This is a genomic window from Brevundimonas bullata, assembly GCF_003350205.1.
GTDB classification, from domain to species: Bacteria; Pseudomonadota; Alphaproteobacteria; order Caulobacterales; family Caulobacteraceae; genus Brevundimonas; species Brevundimonas bullata.
Genome location: NZ_QLLC01000001.1, coordinates 170,149 through 183,447 on the forward strand (window position 1 = coordinate 170,149; position 13,299 = coordinate 183,447).

A 13,299-nucleotide genomic window follows, 5' to 3' on the forward strand; every position below is an offset into this window, starting at 1 on the left:
ATCTAACCAGACTGTAATCTGACTAATCGGTAATGCTGTCCGCGATTTAATCCACCTGTCAGGCTTGTAACTGGAGACTTGCACCGCCCCCCGCCAAACCTCTCGCCACGACCGAGGGAGAGGGACGACGCCATGACCAAGACCATTCTACTGGCCACCACCGCCGCACTGGCGTTCGCCGCCGCCGCGCCGGCTTTCGCCGAAACCGCGCCGACGGCCCCGCGCCAGACCGCCGAGGCCAGCGATCAGGGCGTCCTGGTCTTCGCCCCCGACTTCTTCAGGGACGCCCGCCCCAACACCGCCCTGGACATGGTCAACCGCGTGCCCGGCTTCTCGGTCAACGACGGCGACGGCGCTCGGGGCTTTGAAGGCGCGGTCGGCAACATCCTGATCAACGGCGCGCGCCCGGCGTCCAAGAACGACACCGGCTCCAACGTCCTGGGCCGCACCGTCGCCACCCAGGTCGAGCGCATCGAACTAGTCCGCGGCGGCGCCCCCGGCATCGACATGCAGGGCTATTCGGTCGTCGCCAACGTCATCCTGAAGACTACCTCCAGCCGCGAACACGTCCTGACCGCCAACGCCAACCTGTTCGAGGGCGGCCAAGACCTGTTCGGCGGCACCTATCAGTTCACCGCCCGCGAAGGCGACCGGACCTGGGGCGTGACCCTGGGCGACGGCATCTCCATGAGCGACTCCAACGGCGCCGGGCCGGTCGTGCGCGTCGACGCCAACGGAAACGTCCTGCGCACCGAGCAATACTACAACGACGGCTACGGTGGCGGGAACTCGATCCGGGGCAACTATTCCAGCCCCTTCATGGGCGGCAAGATCGACCTGACGGCCCGGTACGGCGTCAATGACTGGCACAACATCAACCGTCAGACCGCCCCCGATGTGCTGCGCGAGAGCTACTATGACAACGACAGCAAAAGCGGCGAAGTCGGCGTCGTCTATACGCGCCCGCTGAACGAAAAGCTGAAGCTCGAAACCCGCTTCATCCATGAGTTCGAGGACTTCGACAATCTGTCGACATCGCGCGAGCGCGACGGCGCCCTCATCAGCCCCGAGAAGCTGTTCAGCGCCAACGGAGAGGGCTCCGAAACCATCCTGCGCGGCCTGATCCGTTACGAGCGGTCGCCGGCCATGGACTTCGAGGCGGGCGGCGAGGTCGCCTACAATATGCTGGAGACCGTTCAGGCCTATTCGGTCGGCGGCGTGGCCGTGCCCCTGCCCTCCGCCTCGGTCAAGGTCGAGGAAACGCGCGGCGAACTGTTCGGCAAGGCCACCTGGCGCATCAATCCCAAGTGGAGCCTGGAAAGCGGCCTGCGGCTGGAATCCTCGACCATCAGCCAGTCGGGCGACGCCTCGCAGGAAAAGAGCTTCTTCTTCGCCAAGCCGCGCCTGCTGGCGACCTGGACCCCGATGGCCAACACCCAGGTGCGCGCCCGCTTCGAACGCACCGTGGGCCAGCTGGACTTCGACGACTTCGCCGCCTCGGCCGAGTTCGCCGACGAGAACGTCTTCGGCGGCAATGTGAACCTGTCGCCGGAATCGCGCTGGGTCAGCGAACTGACCTTCGAGAAGCGCTTCTGGGGCGAGGGCATCGTCAGCCTGGGTCTGCGCCACGACGAGATCACCGACGCCATCGACGTGATCCCGCTGGACGGCGGCTATGCGGCGGTCGGCAACATCGGCGACGGCACGCTGGACCAACTGGCCCTGAACGTGACGATCCCCACCGACAAGCTGGGCCTCTCGGGCGGCAAGTTCGGCTTCCGCAACACCTGGAACAAGACCGAAGTCACCGACCCCACCACCGGCGAGAAGCGCCCCATCTCGAACGTCCGCGCCTCTCAGGCCGTTATCACCTTCGAGCAGGACATCACCTCGATGAAGCTGCAATGGGGCGGCGCCTGGATTCCGCTGCTGGGCCAGAAAGGCTACCAGCCGGATCAGATCTCGGGCTGGCGCGGCACGGACTATTACGAGCTGTGGGCCGAGTACAAGCCGACCCCAACCCTGTCGATCCGCGGCCAGGTCAACATCTGGAATGACTTCAACGTCGAGCGCGTCGTCTTCGCCGACCGCGTCACGCGCCCCGTCTCCTATGTCGAGAACCGTTTCATCGACCCGCGCACCTTCTGGCAGATCCGCGTGCGCAAGACCTTCTGAGGATCAATGACAAGACCCCCCGCCCTGTTCGGCCCCATACGAACAGGACCAAGGGGGCCTCCCCGGAACAACTGAAAAGGGCGGCGCCTCCTGCGAGACGCCGCCCTTCATTTTGGCTCAAAGGCTGTCAGGCGATCAGTGGACGCCCGCCATGCCCTTCTTCAGCAGCGGCGACAGCACCAGCAGCACCACGCCGACGACGACGCCGGTCCAGCCGATGGTCCCGAAGATCGAACCATAGGTCTGCAGCGCCAGCTCCGGGCTGGTGACGACGCCCGCGACCGTGGCGGTCGAGGTCGCCTGGGCGATGAAGCCGGCGGCGATGTGGGCCACCGAGCTGGACAGGAACCAGACGCCCATCATCAGACCCACCACGCGATCCACCGACAGCTTGGTGATCATCGACAGCCCCACCGGCGACAGGCAGAGCTCGCCCATCGTGTGCAGGAAGTAGGTCAGGAACAGGAAGAGCAGCGGCACGCGGAAGTCCACGTTGGCCTGCGTCGCCGACGCCCAGGTCAGCAGCAGGAAGCCGGCGCCGACCAGGACCAGGGCGAAGGAGAACTTGACCGGGGTCGAGGGCTCCATGTTGCGCTTGCCCAGCCAGACCCACAGGGCGGCGATGATCGGGCCGCCGATGACGATGATGCCCGGGTTGAACATCTGGGTCATTGGCGCATTGAACCACGTCGGCATGGCCGTCGACTGGTCCGCGAACAGGGTCAGCGACGAACCGGCCTGTTCGAACAGGGCCCAGAACAGGACCGAGAAGAAGATCAGGGTCAGGGCGACCAGCATGCGCGTGCGCTCGGAGCCGCGCAGCTTGAACAGGACGTAGCCGACCACCGAGGCGAAGATGACGCCGGCCAGCCAGGGCAGGGCCGTCTCGATGATGTGGTGACGCTGCATCAGCAGCCAGACCGGGAAGACCGTGACCAGGCCGCCGATCCAGAAGATGGCTTCGAACGGCAGGCCGAAGACCTTGCGGGTCTTGAGCATTTCCGGCTGCGGCGGGCCGCCGCGACCTTCCAGCCAGCTCTGGCCGAGGATGAAGGTGATCAGGCCCAGGGTCATGCCGATGCCGGCCAGACCGAAGCCATAGGCCCAGCCGTACTTGATGCCGAGGTAGGAACAGGCCGCCGTGGCCAGGACCGAACCCAGGTTGATGCCGACGTAGAAGATGGTGAAGCCGCCGTCGCGACGGGGATCATTCTCTTCGTACAGGGCGCCGACGACCGTCGAGATATTGGCCTTCAGGAAGCCGACGCCGACGATGATCAGCGACAGGGCGAAGAACAGGACCGGCTCCCCAAAGCCGAGGTCCCGAACGGTTTCCAGCTTGTAGCCTTCCGTGGCCGTGAAGGCCGGGAAGCCGCCCGCCGCCGGGGCTACGGCCGGAGCCGCCGCATCCGCCGCCATCGCCGCCGCCGGCTCGGCGCCGACCTTGGAAATGCCTTCCGGCGTAATCGTGATCTGGGTCCGCTCATCGCCGTTGACGGCGAAGATGGCGCGGTTCTGATCGCGACCCTCGACCTGAAGCTCATAGGTCGTGGCGCCGATGGTCAGGTTTTCACGCCCGCCCGTGCCCTCGAAGGCCATCATGAAGTGACCGGCGACCAGCAGGACCGCGCCGATGATGACCGCCTTGCGCGAGCCCAGATACTTGTCGGCGATCATGCCGCCGATGACCGGCATCAGGTAAACCAGCGCCGCATAGGCGGCGTAGATGCCTTGCGCCTCTTTCGGGCCGAACAGGAAGTGCTGGGTCAGGTAGAGGACCAGCAGAGCCCGCATGCCGTAGTAGGAAAAGCGTTCCCACATCTCTGTGAGGAACAGGACCACCAGCCCCCGCGGGTGTCCAAGAAACGTCTTGCGAGGCGTCGCCGACAGCGCGCCCCCCCCATCCGTCGTGCTCAACGGCGTTCTCCCAAATGCTACGCCCTGACTGGCGCATTAAGGCCGCAGAAACAGCACGACCGGCCCGTTGTAACAAGCGTTAACGCGCCGCGACTTTGCCTCAGTTGCAGTTCCGCACGTCTTAGGGTTGATTTTACACTTGGCTCGCAACTTGCTTGGGGTGCAGCCAGGGCCGCCCGGCGCCCTGAATCGGGAAGGACGGACAGCGGTGATCACGCGGCCTTTTCAACTGACCGATGTGCCCGAGGTGAACCGCCTGCATCAGCAGGTCGGCTGGCACGCCCGCTCGCTTGAGGGGTGGCGCTGGCTGGCGGCCAATCCGGCGCGGCCGTCGCCCCAGGCGCCGCTGGGCTGGGTGATCGCGGACGACGAGGGGCGGGCCGCCGCCTTCGTCGGCAACTTCATCCAGAGGTTCTGGCTGATGGACCGCCCCGTCCTGGGCGCCAGCGGCTTTTCCATCATTGTTCCGCCCGCCCAGCGCGGCGCCGCGCCGCGCCTGATCCGCACCCTGATGCGCCAGGCCGACGGCGACTTTCGGTACACGCTGAACGCCAATCCCAAGGCGGCCCGCCTCTATCCCCGCATGGGCCTCAGCCCCTGCCCCGAGCGCGGGCATGACGTGAAGCTGGCCTGGATCATCGACCCTGTGACCTGCGGCTGGGGACGGCTGCTTCGCAACGCCGTGGAGCGCTCGCCCGGTCTCGCCGGCCGTCTGGGCGAGCGGCTGATGCCGCGCAACGCCGAGCAAATCGGCGCGCAGCCGCTTCATTCCCTGCCCCTCCCGCCCGGAATCCATTGGATCAGCGACCTGTCGGACACCTCGAGCCTGGCGGCCTTCTGGGGCGAACTGCGCTGCCAGGGCCGACTGGTCGCGGACCGCAGCCCCGCAACCCTGCGCTGGCGCATGGCGGACCCGGAGCTGACCGTGGCCCCCTTGTTGCTGGGCTGCGAGCAGGACGGCTGTCTGGTCGGCTACGCCCAGGCCGTCTTGAGCAAGGGCAGCCCCATCGAAGCGCCCGCCCTGGAAGTCGTCGATCTGATCGCCCTGGACCGGGCCCCGCACGCGGCCTCGGCGCTGATCAAGGCCGTGCTGCGTCTGGCGCCGCGCCTGGGCGTCGCCCGCGTGCGCCTCCAGGTGGTGAACGGCGCCCTGCTGGACGCCCTGGGTCCGCTGGCGCGCAGCGCGCGGCGAGAAGGCGGCTGGGGCCACTGCCACGCCCATTTCGATCCAGAGCTTGAAGATGCGGGGCGCGACTGGCGACCCACGCCCTACGACGGCGACTACGCCTTCTGCCTTCGCCCCCTGCCGATCGGCCGGCGCGTCCCGTCGACAGAAACCGTTCGCGACGCCGCCTGAAGGGCCATGGCGACCTTTAGGGGCGCGCCTTCAACTCGTCGCGGATCTCGGCCAGCAGGACCTCGGTGGCGGTTGGACCGGCCGCTTCCGGGGTCTGTTCACGGCGCAGCTTGTTGATGCCCTTGACCAGCAGGAAGACCACGAAGGCCACGATCAGGAACTGGATCAGGGTGTTGATGAAGGCGCCGTACTGGATAGCCACCTTCTCGACCGCCTCGGTGGCCGGATTTTCGGGCACCAGGACCCATTCCAGCTTGGAGAAGTCCACCCGCCCCAGCAGCAGGCCGATCGGCGGCATGATGATCTGATCGACCAGGCTGGTGACGATCTTGCCGAACGAAGCCCCGATGATGACGCCGACCGCCAGATCGACGACGTTGCCGCGCGCGGCGAATTCACGAAACTCGGTCAGCAGGCTCATTCTTCAGTCTTTCGTTCAGGCGTCGCCCGAAGCGTTCAGGCGTTCGCGAAGTTCCTTGCCGCTCTTGAAAAAGGGCACGGCCTTGGCGGGCACTTCCACCGTCTCGCCGGTGCGGGGATTGCGGCCGACGCGCGCCGGACGGCTGCGCACCGAAAAGGCGCCGAAGCCCCGCAGTTCGACCCGTCCGCCATCGGACAAGGCCTCCGTCATCTGCCCCAGGATGACGTTGACGACCCGCTCCACCTCGGCGTGCGTGAGGTGGATATTCTCGGCCGCCAGCTTCTCGATCAGTTCAGACTTGATCATTCAGGCCCCCGCCCGTGGCTGTTTCAGATGCAGTCGCTTCCGTTCAGGTCCGCACCCTAACCGCCTGACGCCACAGGAATAAAGAGGGCGCGTCAGATTAAGAGCGATTCTCAAAGGCTAGCCTCGCCATTGGTCAGCCTTCTGGCCCGACGCGCAAGAAAAAAGGCGGCTGGATTGCTCCAGCCGCCCCATTTTCTGGTCGATTTGGACGATTAGTCCTTCGAACCGGCCTTTTCGCGAAGCGCGGCGCCCAGGATGTCTCCCAGCGAAGCGCCCGAGTCCGACGAACCGAACTGTTCGATGGCCTCGGCCTCGTCCTTCATTTCCAGCGCCTTGACCGACACCGAGACGCGGCGCGTGGCCTTGTCGATGCCCGTGATCATGGCGTCGATACGATCGCCGACGGCGAAGCGTTCCGGACGTTGCTCGTTACGGTCGCGCGACAGGTCCGACTTGCGGACGAAGGCCGTGACCGGCGCGTCGTCTTCACCGAACTTGACTTCGATGCCGCCGGTTTCGATCGACGTTACGGTGACGGTGATCTGCTGGCCACGCTTGTAGACGTCGCCTTCCATCGGGTCGCCGCCGAGTTGCTTGACGCCCAGCGAGACGCGTTCCTTCTCGATGTCGACGTCCAGCACCTTGGCCTTGATCGTTTCACCCTTGCGGTAACGCTGGATGGCTTCTTCGCCCGACACGTTCCAGTCCAGGTCCGACAGGTGGACCATGCCGTCGATGTCGTTGTCCAGGCCGACGAACAGGCCGAACTCGGTAGCGTTCTTGACTTCGCCTTCGACGGTCGAACCGATCGGGTGAGCCTCGACGAAGGCTTCCCACGGGTTGTTCTGGGCTTGCTTCAGGCCCAGCGAGATGCGGCGCTTGGCGCTGTCGACGTCCAGGACGATGACTTCCACTTCCTGCGAGGTGGAGACGATCTTGCCCGGGTGGACGTTCTTCTTGGTCCAGGACATTTCCGAGACGTGGACCAGGCCTTCGACGCCGGCTTCCAGCTCAACGAACGCACCGTAGTCGGTGATGTTCGTGATGCGGCCGGTGTACTTGGCGTTGACCGGGTACTTGGCTTCGACGCCGTCCCACGGGTCCGACTGCAGCTGCTTCATGCCGAGCGAGATGCGCTGGGTGTCCGGGTTGATCTTGACGATCTGGACCTTGACGGTGTCGCCGACGGCCAGGACCTGCGACGGATGCGAGACGCGCTTCCACGACATGTCGGTGACGTGCAGCAGGCCGTCGATGCCGCCCAGGTCGACGAACGCACCGTAGTCGGTGATGTTCTTGACGACGCCTTCGCGGACTTCACCCTCTTGCAGCTGGCCGACCAGCTCCGTGCGCTGTTCGGCGCGGGCTTCTTCCAGGATGGCGCGACGCGAGACGACGATGTTGCCGCGCGGACGGTCCATTTTCAGGATGGCGAAGGGCTGTTCCTTGCCCATCAGCGGACCGACGTCGCGCACCGGGCGGATGTCGACTTGCGAGCCGGGCAGGAAGGCCGAAGCGCCGCCCAGGTCGACGGTGAAGCCGCCCTTGACGCGACCGACGATGGCGCCGTTGACCGGCTGACCTTCGGCGAAGACGACTTCCAGACGGGTCCAGGCTTCTTCGCGACGGGCCTTGTCGCGGCTGATGACCGCTTCACCCAGGGCGTTCTCGACGCGTTCCAGATAGACTTCGACGTTGTCGCCGACCTTCGGGATGACGGCGCCTTCGCCGATGCCGAATTCGCGGGCCGGGATACGACCTTCGGTCTTCAGACCGACGTCGATGATCAGGATGTCTTTTTCGATGCCGACGACGCGGCCGTGAACAACCTGGCCTTCGCCGAGGTCGCGACCCTGAAGGGTTTCGTCGAGCAGCGCAGCGAAATCGTCACGCGAGGGATTGTGGGTGTCGGTCATATAGCTCTGGGGTTATGGCGCGCGACCGAATGGCCCCGCACGGGTGGATAAACAGGGAAAGGGAAAGTCAGGTCGTCAGGACGCGAGGCCGGCGCAAGAGGCGCAAACAAATAAAGCCAGAGCGCCCGCGGAAGCCGAGGTCAGGAGCGTTGGATTTGTCCAGCGAGGTCTCTATGCCTTCCCTAACGCATCGCTGCTTGAGGGAATTCTAGACCCCGGCCCGGACTCGCGCCGCCTCGACGATACGGCGGGCCGCATCGAAGGCCGCTTCTATACCCAGATCGGTCGTATCCAGCAAGACCGCGTCGTCGGCCTGAACCATCGGCGCGGAATCCCGGCCGGAATCCCGCTCGTCGCGACGGCGAATGTCTTCCAGCATATCATTGAAGGCGATGTCCTGGCCCCGCGCCGTCAGCTGCTTCCAGCGGCGTTCGGCGCGAACCTCGGGGGTGGCGGTGACATAGAGCTTAGCTGCGGCGTCGGGCGCGATGACCGTGCCGATGTCGCGCCCGTCCAGAACGGCGCCGCCGGGCTGGCCGGCGAAGTCCTGTTGCAGCTTCAGCAGGGCGGCGCGCACGCCCGGATGGCTGGCGACCCGACTGGCCGCCTCACCCGCGTCCCGCTCGGTCAGACGCGGATTGTCCGACAGGCCGCCAAGATCCAGCGAGCGGGCCGCCGCTTCGGCCGCCTCGGCGTCGCCCAGGTCCTGCCCCGCGTCCAGCACCGCCAGGCCCACGGCGCGATACAGCAGGCCCGTATCCAGATGCGGCAGGCCGTAATGGGCCGCCAGACGCGCGGCGATGGTGCCCTTGCCCGAGGCGGCGGGGCCGTCGACGGCGATGACGAGCGCTTGGGTCAGGAGTTTGTCTTTCTTGTCACGTCACGAAGGGCGATCAGCAGGCAGAAGACCGCGAAGCCGCCCCCGACCAGAACCGAGACCCCGTAGAAGCCGCTCAGGCCCCAGAAGACAAGCGGCTTGTCGCTGAGGGCGACGTCCGGCCCCTTGCCGTGCAGCAGGATTCCCACCTGCCAGCTGCGCCACAGGAAGCGCGCGCCCTCAAAACTGCACCAGCCCATGAAGCCGGCGGCGAGGACGAACTGAAGCCAGGACCAGAGCCCGGACCTCTTTCGCGCCTCAGCCACGGCCGTCGCCGATGTCCGCGCCCAGCCCGTTCATCAGCGCGACGAAGCCGGGGAAGCTGGTGGCGATCATTTCCGGGTCCAGCACCGAGACCGGCGCTTCGGCGGCCAGGCCGAGGATCAGGTGGCTCATGGCGATGCGGTGATCATGGGCGGTGGCGACGGTCGCTCCGCTCTTCACCTGACCACCAGTGACGATGAAGCCCTCGGCCTCCTCCTCCACTGCAACGCCGCAGGCGCTGAGGCCCGCGACCATCAGGGCGATGCGGTCGCTTTCCTTGACCCGCATCTCGCCTATGCCGCGCATGACGGTGCGGCCCTCGGCATAGGCGGCGACCGCCGACAGGATCGGGTATTCGTCGATCATCGAGGCGGCGCGGTCTTCCGGCACCACCACGCCCTTGAGCGCCGAATAGCGGGCGGTGATGTCGCCGACGTCCTCGCCGCCACTGAGGCGGCGATTGGAGATCGTCAGGTCGGCGCCCATCTCGATCCAGGTGTCGAACAGGCCCGTGCGCAGCGGGTTCAGCATGACGCCCTCGACCGTGACTTCCGAACCCGGAACGATCAGGGCCGCCGCCAGGGGGAAGGCCGCCGACGACGGATCGCCCGGCACGGCCACGGCGGTTCCGGTCAGTTTCTGCCCGCCCTTGAGGCGAATACGCCAGCCCTCGCCCTCCTCGGTTACGTCCACCGTCGCCCCGAAGGCCCGCAGCATCCGCTCGGTGTGGTCGCGGCTCTTTTCCGGCTCGACCACGACGGTCTCGCCGGTCGCGTTCAGCCCGGCCAGCAGGATGGCCGACTTGATCTGGGCCGAGGCCACCGTCTGCACATAGTCTATGCCCTTCAGACCCCCGCCGTGCAGGGTCAGGGGCACCCGATCCTCGGCGCCGTTCCAGTCGAACCGCGCGCCCATGTCGGCCAGGGGCCCGGCGACGCGCTTCATCGGCCGCTTTCTCAGCGAGGCGTCGCCGTCGAAGGTCGCGCTCAGATCATAGCCGGCGGCGGCCCCCATCAGCAGACGCACGCCGGTCCCAGCGTTGCCGCAGTCGATCACGACGCCAGGGCTGCCAAAGCCGCCGTTGCCTGTCACCCGCCAGCGACCCTCGCCCAGCTGTTCGACGGTCGCGCCAAAGGCCTCGACCGCCCGCGCCGTAGCCAGGATGTCGTCGCCTTCCAGCAGGCCCTCGATCTCGGTCACGCCTTCGGCCATGCCGCCGAAGATGAGCGAGCGGTGCGACATGGATTTGTCGCCTGGCGCGCGGATGGCGCCCTGTAAAGAAACGGAAACGGGACGCGCAGTCAGGGTCGAAGGGGCAGTCACCTGGCCAAAAACTCCGATTGTTCAGGAAACGCCGCGCTGGCGCGGAGAAGAAGGCTTTTGACAGCGGCCCCCTTGGGTGGCAAGGGAGCCGGCCTAATTCCGAAATTCAACTCCTGCCGAAGGTAATCCCGTGGCCAAACCCGAACTGGGCCAAAAGCAGGTCTGCCCGAACTGCCAGGCCAAATTCTACGACCTGAACCGCCGTCCGGCGCACTGCCCCAAGTGCGACGCCGAGTTCGATCCGCTTGAGGAAGCTCTGCGCAACCGCCGCGTTCGCGGCCGCACCGGCCCCGGCTTCGCCGCGGACGACGAGGCCGAGGATCAAGTGGTCGACAAGGCGAAGGACGCCGATGACGAGGACGAGGAGAGCGAACCCTCGACCCCCGAAATCGACGAGGAAGGCCACGAGCCGATCCTGACCCCCGACGACGACGACGACGCTGAGCCCAGCGCCGACGACGCCGGCATGGGCGCCGCTGACGGCGACGACGAAGACGCCCTGGCCGACGACGATGACGACTCGGTGCCCTTCATCGAGGACGAAGACGACGACAGCCTCGACGACGACATCGTCAAGCCGTCGCGCGACGACGACTAGAGCGAAATCGGTCTGGGCGCTGCGCGTCCCGACCCAGATCTTTCGCTCCAGCATAATGCAGCGAGCCTGATTCACGGCATCGGAGGAAGCGCGCCGCGCTTCCTCCTCAACCGATCAGGCTCGACGACCAACGGTCGGAAAAATAAGCGGAAAAAAAGTTGTCAGAGCGGCTTGATCTCTCAAAAGGCCTGACATAGTTTCCGCCCCTCGCTGGGGACCACAATCTCCGGCGAGGCCGACCGAAAGGTTCGGGGCTTTAGCTCAGTTGGTAGAGCGCTTGCATGGCATGCAAGAGGTCAGCGGTTCGACTCCGCTAAGCTCCACCATCGAAGGCCTCGCGGACATCCCGCGGGGCCTTCGTCCATTCTACCCCGGTCCGCCGGGCCATACCCAGGCCGCAAGGCACGGGGCTTTAGCTCAGTTGGTAGAGCGCTTGCATGGCATGCAAGAGGTCAGCGGTTCGACTCCGCTAAGCTCCACCATCAAAGGCCTCGCGGAACCCCCGCGGGGCCTTTGTCCATTTCAGCGCCCGGTGACGCCGCATTAACCGACGCCCCTCTAGTCCCGGCGTCAGTATGCGTTTCCAGACCTTCGCCGCCGCCCTTGTCCTGATCGTGCTGCTGGCCGTCTGGCTGAACGGCGGCGCGCTCGACGACCGGCTCGCGGCCGCGCCTTCACCCGCGACGCCGCCCGCCGAGGCCGACCTGTCGTGCCGGGTCGCCTATGTCCACGACGGCGACAGCCTGAGATGCCAGGACGGCGCCCGTATCCGCCTGCACGCGGTCGCGGCGCGCGAGAAGGACGAGACCTGCTCGCCCGGCCACCCCTGCCCCGCCGCCTCGGCCGTTTCGGCCACCCGGATGCTGAAACGTCTGACCGAGGGCCGGGACCTGGCCTGCCGCACCACCGGCCGCAGCTACGACCGCGTCACCGCCATCTGCTGGACGCCGGAGGGGACAGAGGTCAACTGCGCCATGATCCGCAGCGGCACGACCGTCATCTGGCCCCGCTACAACCGCGAGACGCCGATCTGCGCCTGAGGCCGCCGAGGGCCGAGCGGCGCCGGACTGCCCTTTTTCGAGGATAGGGCGTATGGAAGCCGCCATATTTCCATTCAGAGGCACTATCGCCCGTGAGCTCATCGCAATCCCCGGCCCCGCTGGCCGCCTCCTCCGCCGAGGACAAGACCAAGACCCGCGCCATCGTCCCCGTGTCGATGCAGGGCTATGACGCCGACTTCCAGGCCTTCTCCGACGCCCTCGGCGCCTCGTTCGCCCGCTACGGCTTCGCCGTCATCGCCGACCACGGTCTGGACCAGGCGACCATCGACGCCGCCCTCGCCGACGCCAAGGCCTTCTTCGCCCTGCCCGAAGACGTGAAGCGCCAGTATCACCAGCCCGGCACGGGCGGCGCGCGCGGCCTGACCCCCTTCGGCGTCGAAGCCGCCAAGGGCGCCGCCGCCGTGGACCTGAAGGAGTTCTGGCACGTCGGCCGCGAACTGCCCGAGGGCCATCCCTATCGCCAATACATGCGCGACAACGTCTGGCCGACCGAGATCGAGGGCTTCCAGGCCCACCTCTATGGGATGTTCGAAGCCCTGGATCAGCTGGGCCGCAAGATCCTCAAGGCCATCGCCCGCTACATGAAGCTGGGCGACGACTATTTCGAGGACAAGGTCCAACTGGGCAACAGCGTCCTGCGCATGCTGCACTATCCGCCGGTCCCCGCCGATGCGCCCGGCGTGCGCGCCGGCGCCCATGAGGACATCAACGTCATCACCCTGCTGCTGGGCGCCGAAGAAGCCGGGCTGCAGTTGAAGGACGCCGACGGCGAATGGCTGGACATCGCCCCGCCGCCGGGCGCCCTGGTGGTCAACATCGGCGACATGCTGCAGCGCCTGGTCAACCACGTCCTGCCGTCGACGACGCACCGCGTGGTCAATCCCGCGCCTGAGCGTCGCGGCTTCGCCCGCTACTCGACGCCCTTCTTCCTGCACTTCAACCCGGACTTCCCGATCAAGACCCTGCCCTCGACCATCACCCCGGAAAACCCGGACCGCTACGCCGGCAAGACCATCCTGGCCGAGGACTTCCTGATGGAGCGCCTCAAGGAAATCCGCCTGATCTAGGCGGAAGACGCATCCCC

General features: G+C 66.4%; 12 protein-coding genes and 2 tRNA genes. 7 read left to right on the forward strand and 7 right to left on the reverse strand.

Annotated elements, in window-relative coordinates:
* The first annotated feature begins 132 nt into the window (after positions 1–132).
* Positions 133–2,175 carry a TonB-dependent receptor plug domain-containing protein gene (locus tag DXK21_RS00865; RefSeq protein ID WP_114815894.1) on the forward strand — a complete coding sequence of 681 codons (2,043 nt, stop codon included), beginning with the start codon at positions 133–135 and terminating at the stop codon, positions 2,173–2,175.
* A gap of 135 nt (positions 2,176–2,310) precedes the next feature.
* Here the strand turns inward: DXK21_RS00865 and DXK21_RS00870 are convergent, their stop codons facing one another.
* On the reverse strand, positions 2,311–4,092 hold the full coding sequence (locus DXK21_RS00870; RefSeq protein WP_162790552.1) for a peptide MFS transporter: 1,782 nt from the start codon (positions 4,090–4,092) through the stop codon (positions 2,311–2,313).
* Positions 4,093–4,300: 208 nt separating this feature from the next.
* Here DXK21_RS00870 and DXK21_RS00875 point away from each other — a divergent pair, with 208 nt between their 5' ends.
* The gene (locus tag DXK21_RS00875; RefSeq protein ID WP_114815896.1) at positions 4,301–5,449 is read left to right on the forward strand and encodes an N-acetyltransferase; all 1,149 of its coding nucleotides are present in this window, start codon (positions 4,301–4,303) and stop codon (positions 5,447–5,449) included.
* Between the two features lie 16 nt (positions 5,450–5,465).
* Here DXK21_RS00875 and mscL read toward each other — a convergent pair whose 3' ends face one another.
* From mscL to aroA, 6 genes are all read right to left on the reverse strand, one after another.
* Positions 5,466–5,870, reverse strand: coding sequence for a large-conductance mechanosensitive channel protein MscL (mscL, locus tag DXK21_RS00880; RefSeq protein ID WP_114815897.1), 405 nt, complete (start codon positions 5,868–5,870; stop codon positions 5,466–5,468).
* A gap of 15 nt (positions 5,871–5,885) precedes the next feature.
* Positions 5,886–6,176 (reverse strand): integration host factor subunit beta, encoded by a 291-nt coding sequence (locus tag DXK21_RS00885; protein ID WP_105562595.1) that lies wholly within the window; start codon positions 6,174–6,176, stop codon positions 5,886–5,888.
* Positions 6,177–6,388: 212 nt separating this feature from the next.
* The gene (rpsA, locus tag DXK21_RS00890) at positions 6,389–8,092 is read right to left on the reverse strand and encodes a 30S ribosomal protein S1 (protein WP_114815898.1); all 1,704 of its coding nucleotides are present in this window, start codon (positions 8,090–8,092) and stop codon (positions 6,389–6,391) included.
* Positions 8,093–8,300: 208 nt separating this feature from the next.
* Positions 8,301–8,951 (reverse strand): (d)CMP kinase, encoded by a 651-nt coding sequence (cmk, locus tag DXK21_RS00895; RefSeq protein WP_114815899.1) that lies wholly within the window; start codon positions 8,949–8,951, stop codon positions 8,301–8,303.
* Entirely contained in the window at positions 8,948–9,235 is a 288-nt protein-coding gene (locus DXK21_RS00900) for a hypothetical protein (protein ID WP_114815900.1), read from the reverse strand. Before DXK21_RS00900 ends, cmk begins: the two co-directional genes overlap by 4 nt.
* The gene (gene aroA, locus DXK21_RS00905) at positions 9,228–10,538 is read right to left on the reverse strand and encodes a 3-phosphoshikimate 1-carboxyvinyltransferase (RefSeq protein WP_281269010.1); all 1,311 of its coding nucleotides are present in this window, start codon (positions 10,536–10,538) and stop codon (positions 9,228–9,230) included. The genes DXK21_RS00900 and aroA overlap by 8 nt, the downstream gene beginning before the upstream one ends.
* Positions 10,539–10,686: 148 nt before the next feature.
* On the opposite strand from aroA, the gene DXK21_RS00910 reads away from it, so the two are divergent.
* The 5 genes from DXK21_RS00910 to DXK21_RS00930 all read left to right on the forward strand — a co-directional run bounded on the left by DXK21_RS00910 (position 10,687) and on the right by DXK21_RS00930 (position 13,282).
* The gene (locus tag DXK21_RS00910) at positions 10,687–11,154 is read left to right on the forward strand and encodes a TIGR02300 family protein (RefSeq protein WP_114815902.1); all 468 of its coding nucleotides are present in this window, start codon (positions 10,687–10,689) and stop codon (positions 11,152–11,154) included.
* Positions 11,155–11,404: 250 nt separating this feature from the next.
* Positions 11,405–11,480, forward strand: a tRNA-Ala gene (locus DXK21_RS00915).
* A gap of 80 nt (positions 11,481–11,560) precedes the next feature.
* Positions 11,561–11,636, forward strand: a tRNA-Ala gene (locus DXK21_RS00920).
* Positions 11,637–11,729: 93 nt separating this feature from the next.
* Positions 11,730–12,194, forward strand: a complete 465-nt coding sequence (locus DXK21_RS00925; protein ID WP_114815903.1) for a thermonuclease family protein — start codon at positions 11,730–11,732, stop codon at positions 12,192–12,194.
* Positions 12,195–12,370: 176 nt separating this feature from the next.
* On the forward strand, positions 12,371–13,282 hold the full coding sequence (locus tag DXK21_RS00930) for an isopenicillin N synthase family dioxygenase (protein WP_114815941.1): 912 nt from the start codon (positions 12,371–12,373) through the stop codon (positions 13,280–13,282).
* The last annotated feature ends 17 nt before the right edge of the window (positions 13,283–13,299 follow it).

Excerpts from the sequence above, each read along its gene's own strand:
- DXK21_RS00930 (WP_114815941.1), top strand. The coding sequence starts at position 12,371 with ATGCAGGGCTATGACGCCGACTTCCAGGCCTTCTCCGACGCCCTCGGC.
- mscL (WP_114815897.1), bottom strand. The coding sequence starts at position 5,870 with ATGAGCCTGCTGACCGAGTTTCGTGAATTCGCCGCGCGCGGCAACGTC.
- DXK21_RS00865 (WP_114815894.1), top strand. The coding sequence starts at position 133 with ATGACCAAGACCATTCTACTGGCCACCACCGCCGCACTGGCGTTCGCC.
- DXK21_RS00925 (WP_114815903.1), top strand. The coding sequence starts at position 11,730 with ATGCGTTTCCAGACCTTCGCCGCCGCCCTTGTCCTGATCGTGCTGCTG.
- DXK21_RS00885 (WP_105562595.1), bottom strand. The coding sequence starts at position 6,176 with ATGATCAAGTCTGAACTGATCGAGAAGCTGGCGGCCGAGAATATCCAC.
- rpsA (WP_114815898.1), bottom strand. The coding sequence starts at position 8,092 with ATGACCGACACCCACAATCCCTCGCGTGACGATTTCGCTGCGCTGCTC.